Raw genomic sequence first — 19115 nt, forward strand, 5'->3', positions numbered from 1 at the left:
TCGTTAGACGGCGTCAGGCAGTTTCAATGCAGTTGCTTCGCTGCGGCTGAGTTGTTCGCCTTGTTTGCGTTTCGACAGTACGTCGCGGGCCAGTGCGTATTTCTCATCCTGCCAGAAGATCAGACACCCGTTGCAGCCCTTGCCGCAGCAGCCTTCGGTGCCGATGCGATTGGTTTTGAAGCGGCGTTCATTTCCGTCCTCACCGATCTTTTCCACCAGCGCGTCACGGCGGCGCGCATAGGCTGCGGGATTGTCTCGGCCCGAGGTTTCGAGCCCCTGTACCAGCTTGTCAAAGCGGATGCGGCTCCAATGTTCGTCGGTCAGCGCACGCTCCTTGCGCAGGACCGAATAGACGGGGAAGCGGGCGCGCAGGTCATCCGGATCTTCGTGATCAAACAGGGTGAAGGGCAGGCGGATGACGGTCTTGGTGCTGCCATGCACCACGTCCAGCCGCGCGCCGTCATGGGCCCGCTCGAAATCGTAGACGCGCAGCAGAACCGTCTCACGCGAAATGGGTGAGACGAAATCCAGCACATCGCCCGGTTCCAGTTTGTTCTTTACTTCGACCAGAAAGGCGTCCTCGGTCACCTCGGTGACGATCCCGGCATATTCCCATTGCGCGATGGCGGCGGTGTGTTCGTAATCATGCGCATAATTGGTCAGCCGCCCTTCGTGGAACGCCAGCGTATAGCCGCGATTTCCAACGGTTTCGAGTTCGCGCATGTAAGGCTTTGGGTCCCAGTTCTCGGGGTCCGCGTGATAGTCGTCGATGGCCATCCGATAGGCGCGCGCGACGATGGCGGCGTAATACTCCGACTTGCCGCGCCCTTCGACCTTGAGGCTATCGACGCCGATCTTCAGATACTCATCCAGCTTGGGCATGATGCACAGATCACGCGAGTTGAGGATATACGAGCCGCGATCATCCTCTTCGATGGGCATCAGATCACCCGGGCGGCAGCCCTCTTCCAGAAGGAATTCGAACAGGTCGGCGTTTTCGTCTGTGATGCGCAACTCCTGATGGGTGCCGTCCTTGAGGCGCAGCTTTAGCCCATAGTTCCAGCGGCAGGAATTGGCGCAGTTGCCTTGGTTCGCCCCGCGCTCGGCCATGAAATTCGACAGCAGGCAGCGGCCCGAATAGGTCATGCACATGGCGCCGTGCACGAAGGCCTCAAGTTTGATGTTGGGGCATTTCTCGCGGATTTCGACCAGTTCGGGATAGGACACCTCGCGCGCCAGAACCACCAGCTCGGCCCCCTGATCCTGCCAGAATTTCACCGACAGCCACGAACAGATATTGGCCTGCGTCGAGATATGCAGCGGCAGTTCCGGTGCGCGTTCGCGGACATATTGGAACACACCGGGGTCGGCGATGATCAGGCCATCGGGTTTCACTTTGCGGACGGTATCGATGTATTCGTCCAGCTTCGGGATGTCCTTGTTGTGCGAGAACAGGTTCAGCGTCAGATAGGCGCGCCGCCCGTGGCTGTGGCAGAACTCGACCCCCTCGATCACCTCTTCCAGCGAGAACTCGGATTTCGTGCGCAGCGACATATCGGGTGTGCCCAGATAGACCGCGTCCGCCCCATAGAGGATGGCGAGTTTCAACTTGCGCAGATTGCCCGCAGGCATCAGCAATTCGGATCTGGACTGGGTCATGGGAACACCGGGCATTGGATCAAGCGCGCCTTCTACGCCAAATCCCGCGCCGCCTAAACCCCGTCAGCTGCGACGGAACCGCGCTGTGCCGATGACCTCGATCAGTTGTTGGCGTACGGGTTCCGGTTGGGCCTCGACCGCGTTCAACACCTCGCGCAATTCGGCGCGCAGCCCGTGCATCTGGTCGATGAGAGAGATCATCATCGACAGCGCATCGGCCTCCATATCGTATTGGTCATGCAATTCGCAGGCCAGTTCCAGGCGGGCAACGTCGATACGCTGATACACAAGTCCATCGTCGGACTGTTCGGGGATCACGATCTCGGCGGCCAGATACTCGGTCAACCGGTCCGAGGTCAGGCGGGTGACAGTTTCGATCAGTTGCTTTTCGGTCAGGCTCATGACGGCATTCCTTTCCGCGGATCATAGCGGTGGGTGTCGCGCCACGTCTCCATGAACTGTTTCAGGTCGTCATCCATTGTGTCGGGCAGGGTGACGGTCAGTTCAATCAGCTGGTCTCCACGATCAGATGAGCCGCGTTTCTTGACCCCTTTGCCCCGCAGACGCAGGGTTTTGCCGCTGCTGGTGCCAGCCGGGACACTGACATTGACCCCGCCATCGATGGTTGGGGCCGGGACCTTGCCGCCCAGCACAGCCTCATCAATCGTGATGGGCAGCGTAATGTGGATGTCATCCCCCTGCCTGTCAAAGACCGGATGGTCCGTGACCGAGATCGTGACCAGCGCATCGCCCGGCGGCCCCTCACCATAGCCCGGAGCGCCTTTGCCGCGCAGGCGGATGGTCTGGCCGTCGGTGATCCCTGCCGGAATCTTCACCTCTATCCGGTCCCCATCTGGCAAGGTCAGCTTTTGACTGGCCCCAAAGACCGCATCCAGAAAGCTGATCTGCAGGGAATAGTTCAGGTTGTGACCCGGTGCGTGGAATTCATGGCTGCGCTGGCCATACCCTCCGCGTCCGCGCATGAACTCGGCAAAGATGTCGGACATATCGTCCGGGTCTGCCTGTCGTCCGCGATAAGGGTTTCCGGCGGCCTCGGCATAGTCGCGATAATACTGCTGCTGTGGGCGTTCCTGACCCGAGGCGTCAATCTCGCCCCTATCATACTGCGCCCGCTTCTCAGGGTCTTTCAGCAGGTCATAGGCCGCGGCCGCGGCTTTGAACTTGGCTTCGGCCTCGGCATCGCCCGGTTTCAGGTCCGGGTGGCACTCCTTGGCGATGCGCCGATAGGCTTTCTTGATCTCGGCCTCGCTGGCGTCTTTGGCGACGCCGAGGATGGTATAGGGATCGTCGCTCATCTCACCTCTCGCGGATGGGGGAAGGGCTTATCCTGATGAAGGTATTTTATCATGCGATTTCAACAGGTCAAAAAGAAGAGACCGCTGAAATGCCTCGCAAAATCCGTAGACCCTGCTAACATCAGGATGTTTGAGAGTGTTCATTGACGGAGAGTGTTTTCATGACGCGCAGACTCAAGTCGGTTCTGGCCCTGCTGGCCGGGAATGCCATCGGGTTGTTGCTGGCGGCTTTGCTGCTGTCGGAATTTGCGATCCGTCCGATCTCGTTCATCGTGGTGGTGGTCGTGTTCACCCTTGTGCAGGTTGTGGCTGAGCCACTGATCCTGAAACTGGGGGAGAAACGCGCGCCGTCGATCAAGGGCGGGATCGCGCTGATCGTGACCTTTGTGGGCCTGCTGATCACCGATCTGGTGACAAACGGGCTGACCATTGGCGGTATCTCGAACCTGCTGGCGGCAACGCTGCTGGTCTGGCTGGGGGCGTTGATCGCCAGCGTGGTGCTGCCGATCTATGTGTTCACTGAACTGCGTGAGCCCCGGAAGAAATCATAACGCGTTCAGGCTGGCCTCGATCGCCTGCCACAGCTCTTCGACCGGCTCGCATCCGACCGACAGACGCACGAAGGCGGGATCGACATCGTCGCCCCAGCGCGCGCGGCGTTCGGCGGAACTGTGGACGCCTCCGAACGAGGTGGCGGGGCGCAGCAGGGGGCAGGTGTTGATGAACGCCTCGGCCTTGTCTTCGCTGTCCAGCGTCAGGGATAGCAGGAACCCGAACTGCTCGGTCTGCGCCTGTGCGAGTGCGTGCGAGGGGTCGCCCGGCAGGCCGGGATAGCGCACTTGCTTGACGGCGGGATGTGCCGCGAGCCGCTCCGCCATTACCTGCGCCGAGGCGCACATGCGGTCGAACCGCACGTCCAGCGTCTCAAGCCCGCGATGCAGCAGCCATGCTTCATGCGGACCGGGGATCGCGCCCGAGACCTTCCGCCACTCCTCAACCCGTTCCATGATCTGCGGGTTGCGGCTGGCGACATGGCCCATCAGCATGTCCGAATGCCCGCCCATCGCCTTGGTGTCCGAGGACACCACCACGTCGATGCCCAGATCAAGCGGGCGCTGCCCCAGCGGCGTCATCGTCGTGTTGTCGGCAATCGTCACGCCACCGGCGGCCCGCACCTGATCCGCGACAGCCCTTAGGTCGATCATGTCCAGACCGGGGTTCGAGGGGCTCTCAGCATACACCACATCGAACCCATCAAACCCGCCGTCCGAGAACGCGGTGGTCGGGCGTTCCTCGACCTCGACCCCCAAACGCGACAGGAACTTGTCCGCCAGAAGGCGGGTCACATAGTAGCCATCCGAAGGGATCAACACCCGCGATCCGGCCTGCACCGTTGCAAAAAGCGCGGCCGAAATCGCCCCCATCCCGGATGGAAAGCTGAGACAGGGCGCGTTCTCCAGATGCGACAGGACATGTTCCAGTTGCACCCATGTCGGGTTGTCGACCCGGCCATAGGTGGCGTGGCCGTCCGGCGCGCCCGGCAGATGGTACATGCTGCTTTGCGTCAGCGGCAGCGCCACGGGCTCACCCTTGTCCAGAGCATTCCCGCGCAGGTGCAACATCTCTCCGATCTTGGGGGCCATCGCTCAGCGCCCCGGAATGGCGTCGCGGGGCGGGGCGGGTTCCCAATTGTCGATCAGATCGACCGCCTCTTGCGCCGTGTCGACAAAGCGAAACAGGTCCAGATCCTCGTCCGAGATCGTGCCCGCATCGGCGAGAGCCTCCCAGTTGATGACCTTCTCCCAGAATTCGCGGCCAAACAGCAGGAAGGGCACACGCTCCATCCGGCCGGTCTGGATCAGGGTGAGGGATTCGAACAGCTCATCCATGGTGCCGAAGCCGCCGGGGAAGATGGTGATGGCGCGGGCGCGCATCAGGAAGTGCATTTTGCGAATGGCGAAATAGTGAAAGTTGAAGCTGAGATCGGGCGTCACATAAAGGTTCGGTGCCTGCTCATGCGGCAGTACGATGTTCAGCCCGATGGAACAGCCGCCCGCGTCTTGCGCGCCACGGTTTCCGGCTTCCATAACACCGGGGCCGCCGCCAGTGACGATGACGTTCTCGCGGCAGCCGGTCTCGTTCGACTTTTCGGTCATCAGCCGGGCGAACTCGCGCGCCTCGTCGTAATATTGAGACAGTCCTGCCAGCGTTTCCGTCCGCGCGGTGTGTTTCTGCGATGGTTCGGGGATGCGCGCGCCCCCGAACATGACGATGGTCGAGGTGATCTGACGTTCGGACATGATCATCTCGGGTTTCAGCAGTTCCAACTGCAGGCGTACCGGGCGCAGCTCGTCCCGGCACAGGAAATCGTCATCAGCGAAGGCAAGGCGATAGGCCGGAGAACGGGTCTGCGGCGTGTCCGGCACCTCGCTGGCGGTCGAACGGTCAGTTTGCGCGTCGCGGAAGGGGCTGAGGCGGTCTTCTCTCATTGGTGATCGATCCCTGCTTGCGTGTCTCTGAAACAGCTATAGGGTTCGCGGGCAGAGTGCCAGTCACGGAAAGACAAGTAATGGATTGGAAGAGTGAAATATCCGCTGCACGTGCCCGTATCGCCGGTTACGCGCAGGTCACACCGGTGATGGAAAGCCAAATGCTGGGCTATCCGGTTGAGATGAAGCTGGAGCATATGCAGCACACAGGCAGCTTCAAGGCGCGCGGGGCGTTCAACACGCTGCTCAGCGCGGACGTGCCTGAGGCCGGGGTCGTGGCGGCCTCCGGCGGCAACCATGGGGCTGCGGCGGCATTTGCGGCAAAGGCGCTGGGCTATCCGGCCAAGATATTCGTTCCGGAGTTGGCGGGGCCATCCAAGATCGCTCTGATCGAGCAAACCGGTGCAGATCTGAGCGTCGTGCCCGGTGAATACGCCAATGCGCTGATGGGCGCGCAGGCGCATGAGGCCGAGACCGGCGCGATGCAGATCCACGCCTATGACGCGCCCGCCACCGTGGCCGGGCAAGGCACCTGTTTTGCCGAATGGGACGCGCAGGGCCTGCAGGCCGACACCGTTCTGGTCGCCGTGGGTGGCGGCGGCCTGATCGCCGGGGCGCTGGCGTGGTTTCAGGGCGCGCACAAGGTTGTGGCGATCGAGCCTGAAACCTCATGCGCCCTGAACGCGGCGCTGCGGGCCGGAGAGCCTGTGGATGTTGCCGTCTCGGGCATAGCCGCAAACGCGCTGGGCGCGCGGCGGATCGGGTCGATCTGTTTCGATCTGGCGCAGGGCATGGCGTCGGTTCTGGTGCCGGACGCCGCTATTGCCGAGGCGCAGGAACGTTTGTGGCGGGCGCATCGCATTCTGGTCGAGCCCGCCGGTGCGGCAGCCTTGGCCGCGTTGTTGTCGGGCGCGTATCAGCCCGAACCGGACGAGCGTGTGGCGGTGCTGATCTGCGGCGGCAACATCTCGCCCGACCCGTTTGGCGGCTAACGCGCACCTGTCAGCCGCAAACCGTGTGTTCTGCGTCGCATTGCGGCCAGTTCTGCGCGCGCTTATACGCAAGACCAACGTGAACAGATTCTTCAGGGAGCCCTCATATGTCCAACGCGCAGCTGGAAGCCGCCATCGAAGCCGCCTGGGAGGCGCGCGACACCATCACCCCCGCCACCACCGGCGAAACCCGGGAGGCGATCGAGGATACACTGAACGCGCTCGACAGCGGTTCGCTGCGGGTGGCCGAGAAGCTGGACAGCGGCGATTGGTATGTGAACCAGTGGGCCAAAAAGGCAGTCCTTCTGGGCTTCCGCATCAAGGACATGGAAATTCAGAACGGCGGCCCGCAGGCGGGTGGCTGGTGGGACAAGGTCGACAGCAAGTTCGCCGGTTGGGGTGAAAACCAGTGGAAAGCCGCTGGCTTCCGCGCGGTTCCGAACTGCGTCGTCCGCAAATCGGCCTTTATCGCACCCGGCGTGGTGCTGATGCCGTCTTTCGTGAACCTTGGGGCCTATGTGGATGAGGGCACCATGGTCGACACATGGGCCACTGTCGGATCCTGCGCGCAAATCGGTAAAAACGTGCACCTGTCGGGCGGCGTCGGCATCGGCGGCGTGCTGGAGCCGATGCAGGCAGGCCCCACCATCATCGAAGACAACTGCTTTATCGGTGCCCGGTCCGAGGTGGTCGAGGGCTGCATCGTCCGCGAGGGCTCGGTTCTGGGCATGGGCGTGTTCATCGGCAAGTCCACCAAGATCGTCGATCGCGAAACCGGCGAGGTCACCTATGGCGAGGTGCCACCCTATTCGGTGGTCGTTGCGGGCTCGATGCCATCGAAGAACAACATCAGCCTGTACTGCGCGGTGATCGTGAAGCGCGTGGATGAGAAGACCCGGTCCAAGACCGGGATCAATGAGCTGCTGCGCGACTAAAGCGACAGCATCCGTATGCGGGGCCGCAGCAGGACGCTGCGGCCTTTTTTGTCAGCTTTTGACCGGGTAGCGGTCGGGTTCCTCGAACACATCGATCACCCGCGACCCGGCCTTGATCTTACCCCCATGCTCGACCCCCGATGGGATCGAATAGCTGTCGCCAGGGCCATAGGTTTTGGTCTCATCCCCGATGGTCAGTTCGATCTCGCCCTCAACCACGGTGCCCCATTGCGCCTTGTGCGCATGCATGGGCAGCTCAAAGTCCTGCAGGAAGGTAAAGAACGCCACCAGACCCGCATCCGAGCGGATGACGGCGGTTTGCACCACGTCTTCGGGAAAGGGGACGTCAAGGCTGGGAAAGTCGGTAATGAAATCTGGATACGTCATATGGCACCTTTGCGAATTCGCTGCCCGGCCAGTATGGCGACCTCGCACCTTTGGCGCAATTGCTTGACCGGACACGGGCGCACGGCTATGGCCCCAACCATGGAAAAGAAAAAGAAACCCTCACGCCAGCAGGTATACACATTGCTGGTTCAGATCGGCCGGAAAGAGGGCGACGGGCTGCCGGACGGGGCGACCGGGGCAGCACTGATGTGTTTCGCCAGCGGCGTGGACGAGGCCGAGGCGGTGCGCGAAACGGTGGCGATCCTGAAACAGGCCGACACCGCGCCGCTGGATGTCACCGGCTATGGCACATTGGCCGAGCGTGAGGCGCAGGGCCATGATATCGATCCGGATGAACGTGCGCTGATGCAGCGGGCGTTGGATGAGAACGCCGTCATCGTCGCACAAATGACCCCGTTCTTCGGCGATGAGGCACCGGCCTAGTTCAGGCTGCCGAACCACTTGCGGTAGATTTCGTCATATGTGCCATCCTCGCGCAACGACAGCAGCGCCTGGTTGACCTCTTCCACCAGCGGCGACCCGGTCGGAAAGACGATGCCATAGTTTTCCCGCAGGAAGATGCCGCCGGTCATGGTGGCGATGCGTCGTCCCTCGTGCGAGGCGTAGTAGGACAGGATCGGGGCATCAAACACCACTGCGGTCAGTTCGTTGTTTTCGAATGCCGTCAGCATCTCCTGCAGGCCGGGGTATCCGGTGAATTCGATCTCGCGCCGATCTAGAAAGCTGGCCGCAGTCGAACCGGTGATGGTACCGACATCCTTGCCATACAGGTCGTTGACCGAGTTCACGCTGCCGGTGATCGCCTCGACCGTCATGACCGACGTGATGCGGGCGGTAAATACAGATACGATGAACAGCGACGACACCACCAGGATGACGCCCAGCAGGCGGCCAAACGGGGTGCGCGGCATCCGTTCCTCGAACCCGCCATTGACCACGAGGTTCAGCGCCCACCAGAATGAGGGGAACCAGGCTTCGTTCAGTTTGCGGTCGAAATACGGCTGCGCCCGGCGCTCAAAGCTCCACATTAGCATCCCACCGCCCAGCAGGATCGCAAAGGCCAAGCCAATGGCGATGAACAATTCGCGCGATAACAGCGCCTGCAAAAGGGACGGGCTGCGCGCAGCTTCGGACGGCACCATGATCTGCAGACCGGCCTCGAAAATCGGCTGGCTGAAGTCCATCTGTGCCTCACGCTCTGCCGTGATCGATATGTTTGCAATCGCAAGATCGGCTGAGCCGTCCTGAACGGCACCCAGCATCTGGCCGAAACCTTCGACCCGGTCGATGGAATAATCCCATCCAAGGTAAGCGGCCAAGGCGTCCAGAAGGTCCAGAGAGAATCCGGTTTGCTCGCCATTCTCGACAAAAGAGAACGGCGCGCGGGTCACGGTGGTGACCGTAAAGGTCTGTGCCTGGCTTTGCTGTGCGACGACGGCGAGGATCAGGCAGATCAATGCGAAAAGGCTGCGCTTCATGGTCAATTCACCTGTTTCGCGGCCCTCTAACGCAATTTATTGCAGCGCGGCAAGGTCATCGCTGGGTCAAGGCTCATGTTTTATTGGGGTGTCAAACCGAGATATTGCTGTGACCGTCCGGGGAATTTGTCGCTTCGGGGTTGGCAATCCGGTCAATTCGTTGAATCTGTGCAGGAACACCGGCACGCGCAAAGACGAAAGGCCCGTTATGACTGATCCCGTGCAGCTGACCGCAGACCTGATCCGTTGCCCATCGGTCACACCCGAGGAGGGCGGCGCCTTGGTTCTGCTAGAGCGCGTACTGTCCGAAGCGGGTTTCGATTGCACCCGCGTGGATCGTGGCGGCATCAGCAATCTGTTTGCGCGCTGGGGCCAAAAGGGCCATGCCCGGAGCTTTGGCTTCAACGGTCACACGGATGTGGTTCCGGTGGGGGATGAAGGTGCCTGGACCAAACCTCCGTTCGGGGCAGAAGTGCACGGCGGTGTGATGTATGGGCGTGGAACCACGGATATGAAGTCGGGTGTGGCGGCCTTTGCCGCAGCGGCGGTAGATTTCGTGCGCAGCACGCCGCCCGACGGAGCCATCATTCTGACCATCACGGGGGATGAGGAAGCAGACGCGCTGCACGGCACGACCGCGCTGCTGGATCACATGGATGCGACCGACGAGCGGATGTCAGTTTGCTTGGTGGGTGAGCCTACGTGTCCGAACCACATGGGTGAGATGATCAAGATCGGGCGGCGCGGCTCGATGACCGCTTGGTTTACGGTGACGGGTGTTCAGGGCCATTCGGCCTATCCGCATCGGGCCAAGAACCCTCTGCCCGCGATGGCGCGTCTGATGGACCGGCTGGCCAGCCATGAACTGGATAAGGGCTCGGACCATTTTGATGCCTCGACACTGGCGGTTGTGACCATCGACACCGGAAACCCGGCCACCAACGTGATCCCGGCGCAATGCTCGGGCGCGGTGAATATCCGCTTCAACGACCGGCATTCGGGGGCCAGCCTTAGCGCGTGGCTGCAAGACGAGGCCGAGAAGGTGGCGCATGAGTTTGGTGTCGAGGTCGACACCCGTATCAAGATTTCAGGCGAGAGCTTTTTGACCCCGCCCGGCGCCCTGTCTGATCTGGTGGCAAAGGCGGTGGAAGCCGAGACCGGCATGCGCCCGGAATTGTCCACGACCGGCGGAACCTCGGACGCGCGGTTCATCAAGGGGCATTGTCCTGTTGTCGAATTTGGTCTGGTGGGCAAAACCATGCATCAGGTCGATGAATGTGTCGAGGTTTCCCAGATCGAGCAGCTCAAGGCGATCTATTCCCGCATTCTGACGGACTACTTTGCCTGATCCATGCAACGCACTCTGGTGATCATGGTGAAAGAGCCCCGCCCGGGTCGGGTGAAGACGCGGTTGGGGCGCGACATCGGTATGGTTGGTGCGGCGTGGTGGTTCCGGCACCAGACCAAGTCGCTGATCCGTCGGTTGCGCGACCCGCGCTGGCAGATCGTGCTGGCGGTTTCGCCGGATCGCGAAGGGCTGCGCAGTCGTATCTGGCCTGCGGACCTGCCGCGCGCGGCGCAAGGATCGGGTAATCTGGGCGACCGGATGGGGCGGATGTTGCGGGAGATGCCGAAAGGGCCGGTTTGCTTGATCGGGGCCGATATCCCCGGGATCTCACGCGCCCACATCGCACAGGCGTTTGCGGCGTTGGGCCAAGCGCAGATGGTTTTCGGCCCCGCGCCGGACGGTGGTTACTGGCTGGTCGGGGCGCAGCGTTATGCCGCCTTGCCGCGCGGCCTGTTCCGCAATGTCCGCTGGTCGACGGAACATGCACTGGCCGACACGCTGGCCTCGGTTCCGGGCACTCGCGTGGCGCAGCTGGGCCATTTGCGGGACGTGGATACGGCGGCTGATCTGAAACCCTGAAATTTTGGTCATGACGCCGTCGCGCGCCCGTGATACGCCGAAATCATGACTCGCATCCCCACCAAGCAGGAGGTCCTCGACTGGATCTCGGCGAACCCCACCCTGACCTCGAAACGTGACATTGCCAAAGCCTTTGGGATCAAAGGCGCGGCGCGGATCGATCTGAAGCGTATCCTGCGCGAGTTGGAGGCCGAGGGCCATCTGGAAAAGCGCAAGCGCAGCTATGGCGACCCGGACAGGCTGCCTCCGGTCAGCGTGTTACAGGTGAAGGCTCCGAACGCGGATGGCGATCTGTTTGCCCGCCCGCTGGAATGGCATGGTGAGGGGGTTGAGCCGATCGTCCTGCTGATCACCCGCGCAAGTGACCCGGCGCTGGGTGAGGGCGACCGTATTCTGGCGCGCCTGACCGTGGTGCATGAAGAAGACCACAATTACGAAGCCCGCCTGATCCGCCGCATCGGGACCAACCCGCGCAAGATCGTCGGCATCTTTCGCAAAGGGGCCGAGGGTGGGCGGATCGTGCCCATCGACAAGGCCGGCCAGAACGAATGGCTGGTGCCCGAAGGGGCTTTGCTGGGCGCAAAGGATGGCGAATTGGTCGAGGCGGAACAGGCCGGGCCTAAGAACCGCATGGGCCTGCCCCGCGCGCGGATTGTCGAACGGCTGGGTGACCCCACCGCGCCCAAGGCGGTCTCGCTGATCGCGATCCACCAACACGGTATTCCGGATGACTTCCCGGACAAGGTGATCGATGAAGCCGACAAAGCCAAACCCGTCGGCCTGAAAGGGCGCGAAGACCTGCGGGATATGCCGCTGCTGACCATCGACCCCTCGGATGCGCGGGATCATGATGACGCGTGCTATGCCCATGCCGATGATGATCCCAAGAACCCCGGCGGCCATGTGATCTGGGTCGCCATTGCCGATGTGGCCGCCTATGTGCAGCCCGGCACCGCACTGGACCGCGAGGCGCGCAAGCGGGGCAATTCCAGCTATTTCCCGGACCGCGTGGTACCGATGCTGCCGGACCGGCTGTCGGGGGATCTGTGTTCGCTGCACGAAGGCGTTCCGCGCGCCTGTATCGCCGTGCGGATGCAGATCGACTCCGAGGGCAACAAGATCGGCCACCGGTTCGTGCGGGGCCTGATGCGCTCGGCCGCGTCGCTGCACTATGCCGAGGTGCAGGAGGCCATCGACGGCACCCCCAATGACCGCACGGGGCCATTGTTGGAGACGGTGCTGAAACCGCTCTACGCCGCCTATGCTGCGCTGAAAAAGGCGCGGACCGAGCGGCAGCCGCTGGAACTGGATCTGCCCGAACGCAAGATCGTCCTCAGCGACACGGGCGAAGTGACCAGCGTGGCGTTTCGCGACCGGCTGGATGCGCATAAGCTGATTGAGGAGTTCATGATCCTCGCCAATGTCGCCGCCGCCGAGACGTTAATCGCCAAACGCCGCCCGCTGCTGTTCCGCGTCCACGAAGAACCTGCGCCCGAAAAGCTGGAGAGCCTGCGGGAAACGGCTCAGGCGGCGGGGCTGAATCTGGCCAAGGGGCAGGTGCTGCAAACCCGCCATCTGAACGCTTTGCTGAATGCCGCAGCCGGAACCGAGGATGCGGAACTGATCAACCTGACCACACTGCGTTCGATGGCGCAGGCCTATTACAACCCCGAGAATTTCGGCCATTTCGGGCTGGCGTTGCGGAACTACGCGCATTTCACCTCGCCGATCCGCCGCTATGCCGACCTGATCGTGCACCGCTCGCTGATTTCGGCCCATGGCTGGGGCAAGGACGGGCTGACCGAGGCCGAAATCGGGCGGCTGGAGGAAACGGCCACCCATATCTCGGACACCGAACGCCGATCCATGATGGCGGAACGGGACACAACCGACCGCTATCTGGCCGCCTATCTGAGCGAGCGTGTCGGCAATGAGTTCACCGGGCGCATCAGCGGCATCGCGCGGTTTGGGGCCTTCGTGAAGATGGACGAAACCGGCGCGGATGGTCTGGTTCCGGTGCGGTCTCTGGGACGCGAGTTCTTCCATTTCGATCGCGAGGCTGGAACGCTGATGGGGTCGGACAGCGGCCTGATCATTGCCATCGGCCAGCGTGTTACCGTGCGGCTGACCGCAGCGACGCCGGTCACCGGAGGTCTGGAGCTGGAATTGCTGTCGATCGACGATCAGGCTTTGCCGCGCGGGCGTGGCCCTGTCAAACGCGGCGCACGGCGCAAGGCAGTCAGCAACAAGCGCAAGAAAGACAAAATCAAGCGCAAGGTCGAACGCAAACGCCGTCAGAGGTGATAGGTCAGCGCCCGCGCAATCAACCAGCCATGACGCGTTGCGTCGATTTGCGCGGGATCATCGAACAGCAAAGCCCGGTTGTCGTCGATCCGGTCCTCGCCGGGAAAGGCCGAGGTGAACTCGCCCATCAACCGGCTCTGGCAATGCACGAACAGCGCAAAAGGTGCCGCCTTATGCCCGCCCAGCCGGATGGTGGATCCCTTGGGCGCCAAATAGGCGGGCTGGCCCCAACGCAACGCCTCTTGCAACGGTTGAGCGCGGGGCAGGGCCGCTGCGGTCTCGAAGATCAGTGCGCGTAGGGCTAAGGCCCCTGCGCGGGTGTTCTCAGGCAGCGCATCATAAGCGGCGGCCACTTCGCGGTCGTCAAAGGGCGTCATAGGGGGATCGCCTGCTCCATCCGGTCTACGTAACTGTCCAGCAGCTTATCCTGTTTGATTCGGCGGGTCAGCGGCGTATCCGCAGGCGTCGCGCGCATTGCTGCCAGCATGGGACCGACGCTCATGTCGGCTGCGGTCGGGGCGTCGCCCATCAAATAAGGGGATTGCCACAGATAGGCCGAGATCGCTTCGAGATCACGCTCCAGCCGGTCGTGCCGTTCGGCCGGTGAAAACCGCGAGACGCCCTGAAAGGACAGGCCTCTGAGCACTGACTTGCGGATCGAATTAGCCACAGGTTTGCGGATCAGCGCCGGGATCGTGGTGAAGAACGTATCCCGCAGGATCGGCCAGATCTCATCATTGGCCCAACGGTCTTGCACGATGTGGAAATACAGATGCTCCTCGGCCAGACGGATCAGCGCGCGGGAATGAGCCTTTTGCACGTCATTCAGACCGGCATCGAAGTCGGCCCCCTGCGCCTCCAGCCAGACGCGGATCAGGTCGCTGTCGGGCACCAGACGCTCGGGCGTGCGCAGGACCGGCAGCTTTTGATGCGGCATTTTGCGCGGGTCCAGCATGTCGGACCGCTGCCAGCGTTGGCCTGCGCTTTGCAGCATCAGGGCGGTCTTGACGCAGAAGGGGCTGGCACTGAACTGGCCAAAGGCAGAGGGGAAGGTGAGTAGGGTCAGCATGGGGGGCTCCGTCATTGACATGACAAGAGGATAGGGTGGCCTGATGACAGAAATCGTCATCAGGTTTAGGGTAACTTCCATCATGTCCCGCACCGCCCGCCTCTTTCAACTGATGCAAGCCTTGCGCTCTGGACCGTCGCCCCGAACTTCGGTTCAACTGGCGCAGGATCTGGGTGTGTCGCCGCGGACTATTCATCGCGATATCGACGCTTTGCGCGCCTTGGGCGCGGTGATCGACGGAGAAGCCGGGTTCGGCTTTACTCTGATCGAAGACGCCACGTTGCCTCCGCTGGGCTTTACCAATGACGAACTGGAAGCGCTGGTTCTGGGCCTGCGCGAGGTGCAGTTGATCGGCGATCCAGCCCTGTCGGACGCGGCCAGCGCGGCGTTGCGCAAGCTGCAGGGACGATTGCCGCCGCGCCAGTCGCATCGGCTGAGCCATGCGGTGCTGACCGCCACCCGTTTTGACCGACCCGCAATGCCCACGATCGAGGTTGCCGCGCTAAGGCAGGCAGCGTGGGACGAGCAGGCGGTTGAGTTCGCCTATACAGACGCCAAAGGTGCCGCCACGCGCCGTCGGGTCAATCCGCTGAGCATCGTTTATATGGATCGCGCCAGCGTCCTGATCAGCTGGTGCCATTTGCGGCAGGATTTCAGGGTGTTCCGGCTGGACCGCATGCTGGATATGGCTGTGACCGAAGACAGTTTTCGCCCTAATCGCATTCCGCTTCTGCGTGAGGCCATCGCCCGCATCCGCGCCGAACGTGAAGCAAAAGAACGCGAGGCGGATGCCTGAGCGCTTTGTGAAACGACCTTTTTGCGCTATCATTGCTGTTGAGCAGTAATCAGGAAAAACGGAATGCATAAATGCGTAGGCGGCGTCATGACCGCTGCATTGTGGGCATCCATAGTGCAGGCGGATATCACGGACAAATCGATACGGCCTTTGGCCCGACCTCAGGTCGAAAATGTGCAACTGGCTTCGGCGGATGTGACGGTGTCTATCCGACCCGTGGTGCGGCCCGAGGCAAAGGTCTACCCGGTGTCGGCTGAGGGCAACGCGCGGTTTCAGGCATGGCTGGGGGCGTTCCGCGAACGGGCGATGGCACAAGGCATCACCGCGGCAACGCTGGATCAGGCGCTTGCAGGTTTGCGATATGACAAGGATGTCATTCGGCGCGACCGCAATCAGGCCGAGTTTTCCAAACCGATCTGGGAGTATCTGGATGCCGCCGTCTCGGACGCGCGGGTTGCGAATGGGCGTGCGGGGTTGGAGCGGCACCAGACAACCCTGACGCAGATCGAGGCGCAGTATGGTGTTGAAAAAGAAGTCGTGACCGCGATCTGGGGGCTTGAAACCTCGTTCGGCACTTTCCGTGGCAGTGATCAGACGATCCGCTCTCTGGCCACACTTGCCTTTGACGCCCGGCGCGCGCGTTTCTTTGAAACGCAGCTGATCGCAGCCCTGCAGATCGTGCAGGCCGGAGATGTGCCTCCCAGCAATATGGTCGGCAGTTGGGCCGGAGCGATGGGGCATACGCAGTTCATGCCGACCTCATTTCTGGATCATGCGGTTGATTTCGACGGCGATGGGCGCCGCGATATCTGGTCGGATGACCCGACGGATGCGCTGGCTTCGGCCGCCGCCTATCTGGCGCGGCATGGCTGGACCAAGGGGCAACCCTGGGGTGTTGAGGTGCAGCTTCCTGACGGGTTTGACTATGCTCTGGCACGGCGGGATCATACGCTTTTGCCGTCGGATTGGGCATCGCTCGGGGTCCGTGCACGGAACGGCAGCGCGGTTGCGGATCACGGCCCGGCCTCCATCCTGCTACCCGCCGGAGGGCGTGGCGTGGCTCTGATGATCTTCGATAATTTCAAGGTGATCGAGGCCTATAACGGGGCCGATGCCTATGTGATCGGGATCGGCCACCTGTCTGACAGGCTGGCCGGTGGCTCTCCGTTTCAGGCCAGTTGGCCGCGCGGAGATCGGGTGCTGAGTTTCACCGAGCGCAAGGAGTTGCAACGGCGTCTGACACAGGCCGGGTTTGACACTCAAGGTATTGACGGACGCACTGGCCCGAACACGATCAATGCCGTGCGGGCCTTCCAGATGGCGCAGGGGCTGGTACCGGACGGCTATGCATCCCTTCGAGTGCTTGAGCGACTGAGGTAGGGGAAGGGGCGCTGCCCCCGTCGCGCTTTGCGCGACTCCCCCGGGATATTTAGGGCCAGATGAAGCCGTGCGGATCAGGAGGCGGCTTTCATCAGGCCTTTTTCAGTGATCTCCGCCAGTGCCTCGTCCAGCGATTTGTGGATGCGTATGAACATTTCGTCGATATCCTCGGTCGTCATGATCAGAGGTGGAGAGATGATCATCCGGTCGTCCACATGGCGCATCACCAGATTGTTGGCAAAGCACCGGTCGCGGCAGATATAGCCAATCGTGCCCGGTTCGGACGCGAATTTGGCACGACTGGCTTTGTCCGGGGTCAGCGCGATCGAGCCCATCATGCCCACGATTTTCGCCTCACCGACCAGTGGGTGGTCGGTCAGTGCCTCCCATTTCTGTTTGAGATAGGGGGCGGCCACCTCGCGGACGTGTTCGAGGATCTTCTCTTCTTCCAGAATGCGCAGGTTTTCAAGCGCAACCGCGGCGGCGACGGGATGGCCGGAATAGGTGTAGCCGTGGTTGAACTCGGTGGCGCTGATGACTTCGGCCACCTCATCACAGACGATCGAGCCGCCAATCGGGGCGTAGCCCGAGCTGAGCCCCTTGGCGATGGTCATGATGTGAGGTTTGATCCCGACTGTTTGTGAGCCGAACCAGTTGCCGGTACGTCCGAAACCACAGATCACCTCGTCCGCGATCAACAGTATATCGTATTTGTCGCATATCCGCTGGATTTCGGGCCAGTATGTATCAGGGGCCACGATCACGCCGCCTGCGCCCTGCACCGGCTCGGCGATGAAGGCGGCGACGCGATCTTCGCCCAGCTCTTCTATCGCCTCTTCCAACTCGCGCGCGCGCGCCAGTCCGAACGCTTCGGGGGTCATGTCCCCGCCTTCTGACCACCAGTTTGGCTGGTTGATATGGTGAACATTCGGGATCGGTATCCCGCCCTGTGCGTGCATTCCGGCCATGCCACCCAGAGAGGCCGAGCCCACACTCGAGCCGTGATAGGCGTTCCTGCGGCTGATGATGATGTTCTTGTCGGGCTGGCCTTTCTCGGCCCAGTAGGTGCGAACAAGGCGGATATTGGTGTCGTTCGCCTCGGAGCCACCACCGGCAAAGAAGACATGGTTCAGATCCCCGGGCGCAAGCTCGGCCAGTTTCGCGGCCAGGGCGATTGCGGGCACATGGGTGGTCTTGAAGAAGGTGTTGTAGAACGGCAATTCACGCATCTGCCGCGCGGCGACATTGGCCAGCTCCTCTCGCCCATAGCCGATATTGACGCACCACAGACCTGCCATGCCGTCCAGAATATCATGCCCCTCACTGTCGGTCAGATAGACGCCCTTGGCCCGAGCGATGACCCGGACCCCTTCGGTTTCCAAGGCGTCATTGGTCGAGAACGGGTGAAGATGGTGCGCCGCATCCAGCGCTTGTAGTGCTGCGGTTGGCATGTGATTGGTGATGGTCGACATCAAGAAAGCTCCTGCATGCGGGGTTGCCGCACAGAATATGATCAAATTTTTCGCTGTCAATCGAATCGCTGAATGCTAGACGGCTTTCAACGTATCCCGCATCATCGACATGCCTTGTTCGATGTCTTGCGCTGTGGCGTTCGCTGCATAATCCGAATCCCGGTTGCGCAGCGCTTGGATGATGTCCTTGTGCCGGTCAGGCAGGCTTTGCGTGCCGAAACGCCCGCACACAATCCGCAAGGATGGACCAAAGCGCAGCCACAGACGCTCGGCCAGATCGACGAGTATCGGGGCCTCCGCGTGATCGTAAAGTGCGCGATGAAAAGCGTGGTTCAGACGCAGGTATCCGCCCACATCTCCGTCTGCGATCATCTGGTCCAGCCTTTTGTCCAGCCGCTCCAGCTGGTCAATGGCACCTTGGGGCATTTTGCTGGTGGCGCGGCGCGAAAGCTCTGTTTCTATTGAGATTCTGGCGAAGATCATCTGCTCGATGTCATCTTGGGTCAGCAATGGAACGCTGACTCGTCGATTACCCTGAAAGATAAGCGCGCCATCCGAGATCAGCCGTCTGATTGCCTCACGCACCGGGGTCATGCCGACACCAAGCGAATCGGTCAGGCCCTGAATCGTGACCGGTTGTCCGGGCACCATGTCACCAAACAGAATCTGCGCTTTGAGCGTCTGATAGACCTGCTCATGTGCCGGGCGTTTCTCACGCTCAGATTGCGATGTATCTGCTATATTTTTGATCAAATCCAAATGGTTTGCCCCGATCCGTGTTCTTGCGGCTTGCCAGAATAATTGCCTACTGAAAGCATAGGCGAAACGAGGGCAAAACGCAAAACTTGATCAAATCCAAAAAAACGGGAAGATAGCCAGATAATTTACAG

General features: G+C 61.6%; 20 protein-coding genes. 9 read left to right on the plus strand and 11 right to left on the minus strand.

Annotated elements, in window-relative coordinates:
* Positions 1–3: 3 nt before the first annotated feature.
* From ACR0KM_RS09325 to ACR0KM_RS09335, 3 genes are all read right to left on the minus strand, one after another.
* Complete coding sequence (locus ACR0KM_RS09325; protein WP_480858784.1) at positions 4–1659, minus strand: U32 family peptidase; 1656 nt, start codon at positions 1657–1659, stop codon at positions 4–6.
* Positions 1660–1722: 63 nt separating this feature from the next.
* The gene (locus tag ACR0KM_RS09330) at positions 1723–2061 is read right to left on the minus strand and encodes a hypothetical protein (protein WP_480824425.1); all 339 of its coding nucleotides are present in this window, start codon (positions 2059–2061) and stop codon (positions 1723–1725) included.
* Positions 2058–2975: a DnaJ C-terminal domain-containing protein gene (locus tag ACR0KM_RS09335; protein ID WP_480858786.1), complete on the minus strand. Its 918-nt coding sequence runs from the start codon at positions 2973–2975 to the stop codon at positions 2058–2060. Before ACR0KM_RS09335 ends, ACR0KM_RS09330 begins: the two co-directional genes overlap by 4 nt.
* 161 nt (positions 2976–3136) lie before the next feature.
* Here ACR0KM_RS09335 and ACR0KM_RS09340 point away from each other — a divergent pair, with 161 nt between their 5' ends.
* Entirely contained in the window at positions 3137–3526 is a 390-nt protein-coding gene (locus ACR0KM_RS09340) for a hypothetical protein (RefSeq protein WP_480858787.1), read from the plus strand.
* Here the strand turns inward: ACR0KM_RS09340 and ACR0KM_RS09345 are convergent.
* Positions 3521–4618, minus strand: a complete 1098-nt coding sequence (locus ACR0KM_RS09345) for a cystathionine gamma-lyase (RefSeq protein WP_480858789.1) — start codon at positions 4616–4618, stop codon at positions 3521–3523. The genes ACR0KM_RS09340 and ACR0KM_RS09345 overlap by 6 nt on opposite strands.
* Before the next feature lie 3 nt (positions 4619–4621).
* Positions 4622–5464 carry an LOG family protein gene (locus ACR0KM_RS09350; protein ID WP_480858790.1) on the minus strand — a complete coding sequence of 281 codons (843 nt, stop codon included), beginning with the start codon at positions 5462–5464 and terminating at the stop codon, positions 4622–4624.
* Between the two features lie 80 nt (positions 5465–5544).
* Between ACR0KM_RS09350 and ACR0KM_RS09355 the strand changes: the two genes are divergently transcribed.
* Positions 5545–6456 (plus strand): threonine/serine dehydratase, encoded by a 912-nt coding sequence (locus ACR0KM_RS09355; RefSeq protein ID WP_480858791.1) that lies wholly within the window; start codon positions 5545–5547, stop codon positions 6454–6456.
* A gap of 107 nt (positions 6457–6563) precedes the next feature.
* Positions 6564–7391 (plus strand): 2,3,4,5-tetrahydropyridine-2,6-dicarboxylate N-succinyltransferase, encoded by an 828-nt coding sequence (gene dapD, locus ACR0KM_RS09360; protein WP_480858793.1) that lies wholly within the window; start codon positions 6564–6566, stop codon positions 7389–7391.
* Between the two features lie 51 nt (positions 7392–7442).
* Here dapD and ACR0KM_RS09365 read toward each other — a convergent pair whose 3' ends face one another.
* Positions 7443–7778 (minus strand): cupin domain-containing protein, encoded by a 336-nt coding sequence (locus ACR0KM_RS09365; protein WP_480858794.1) that lies wholly within the window; start codon positions 7776–7778, stop codon positions 7443–7445.
* Positions 7779–7877: 99 nt separating this feature from the next.
* Between ACR0KM_RS09365 and ACR0KM_RS09370 the strand changes: the two genes are divergently transcribed.
* Complete coding sequence (locus tag ACR0KM_RS09370; RefSeq protein ID WP_480824441.1) at positions 7878–8222, plus strand: hypothetical protein; 345 nt, start codon at positions 7878–7880, stop codon at positions 8220–8222.
* On the opposite strand, the gene ACR0KM_RS09375 is transcribed toward ACR0KM_RS09370, so the two are convergent.
* The gene (locus tag ACR0KM_RS09375; protein WP_480858796.1) at positions 8219–9277 is read right to left on the minus strand and encodes a transporter substrate-binding domain-containing protein; all 1059 of its coding nucleotides are present in this window, start codon (positions 9275–9277) and stop codon (positions 8219–8221) included. The genes ACR0KM_RS09370 and ACR0KM_RS09375 overlap by 4 nt on opposite strands.
* A gap of 208 nt (positions 9278–9485) precedes the next feature.
* Here ACR0KM_RS09375 and dapE point away from each other — a divergent pair, with 208 nt between their 5' ends.
* Genes dapE through rnr form a run of 3 tightly spaced genes read left to right on the plus strand, consistent with a single transcriptional unit; the run spans position 9486 to position 13508 of the window.
* Positions 9486–10625, plus strand: a complete 1140-nt coding sequence (dapE, locus tag ACR0KM_RS09380; RefSeq protein ID WP_480858798.1) for a succinyl-diaminopimelate desuccinylase — start codon at positions 9486–9488, stop codon at positions 10623–10625.
* A 3-nt stretch (positions 10626–10628) separates the two neighbouring features.
* The gene (locus ACR0KM_RS09385) at positions 10629–11204 is read left to right on the plus strand and encodes a TIGR04282 family arsenosugar biosynthesis glycosyltransferase (RefSeq protein ID WP_480858799.1); all 576 of its coding nucleotides are present in this window, start codon (positions 10629–10631) and stop codon (positions 11202–11204) included.
* A 45-nt stretch (positions 11205–11249) separates the two neighbouring features.
* Complete coding sequence (rnr, locus tag ACR0KM_RS09390; protein WP_480858800.1) at positions 11250–13508, plus strand: ribonuclease R; 2259 nt, start codon at positions 11250–11252, stop codon at positions 13506–13508.
* On the opposite strand, the gene ACR0KM_RS09395 is transcribed toward rnr, so the two are convergent.
* Together ACR0KM_RS09395 and ACR0KM_RS09400 are read right to left on the minus strand one after the other, a co-directional pair.
* Complete coding sequence (locus ACR0KM_RS09395; protein WP_480858802.1) at positions 13499–13885, minus strand: DUF1801 domain-containing protein; 387 nt, start codon at positions 13883–13885, stop codon at positions 13499–13501. The two genes, rnr and ACR0KM_RS09395, sit on opposite strands and share 10 nt — an antisense overlap.
* Positions 13882–14577 (minus strand): glutathione S-transferase family protein, encoded by a 696-nt coding sequence (locus tag ACR0KM_RS09400; protein ID WP_480858804.1) that lies wholly within the window; start codon positions 14575–14577, stop codon positions 13882–13884. Before ACR0KM_RS09400 ends, ACR0KM_RS09395 begins: the two co-directional genes overlap by 4 nt.
* A gap of 82 nt (positions 14578–14659) precedes the next feature.
* On the opposite strand from ACR0KM_RS09400, the gene ACR0KM_RS09405 reads away from it, so the two are divergent.
* Positions 14660–15373, plus strand: coding sequence for a helix-turn-helix transcriptional regulator (locus ACR0KM_RS09405; RefSeq protein ID WP_480858806.1), 714 nt, complete (start codon positions 14660–14662; stop codon positions 15371–15373).
* A gap of 63 nt (positions 15374–15436) precedes the next feature.
* On the plus strand, positions 15437–16753 hold the full coding sequence (locus ACR0KM_RS09410) for a lytic murein transglycosylase (protein WP_480858808.1): 1317 nt from the start codon (positions 15437–15439) through the stop codon (positions 16751–16753).
* A gap of 74 nt (positions 16754–16827) precedes the next feature.
* Here the strand turns inward: ACR0KM_RS09410 and ACR0KM_RS09415 are convergent, their stop codons facing one another.
* Both ACR0KM_RS09415 and ACR0KM_RS09420 read right to left on the minus strand, forming a co-directional pair.
* Positions 16828–18225, minus strand: a complete 1398-nt coding sequence (locus ACR0KM_RS09415; protein ID WP_480824459.1) for an aspartate aminotransferase family protein — start codon at positions 18223–18225, stop codon at positions 16828–16830.
* A gap of 75 nt (positions 18226–18300) precedes the next feature.
* On the minus strand, positions 18301–18984 hold the full coding sequence (locus ACR0KM_RS09420; RefSeq protein WP_480858810.1) for a GntR family transcriptional regulator: 684 nt from the start codon (positions 18982–18984) through the stop codon (positions 18301–18303).
* Positions 18985–19115: the final 131 nt, after the last annotated feature.

The sequence above is a fragment of the Ruegeria sp. G10 genome (assembly GCF_056533645.1).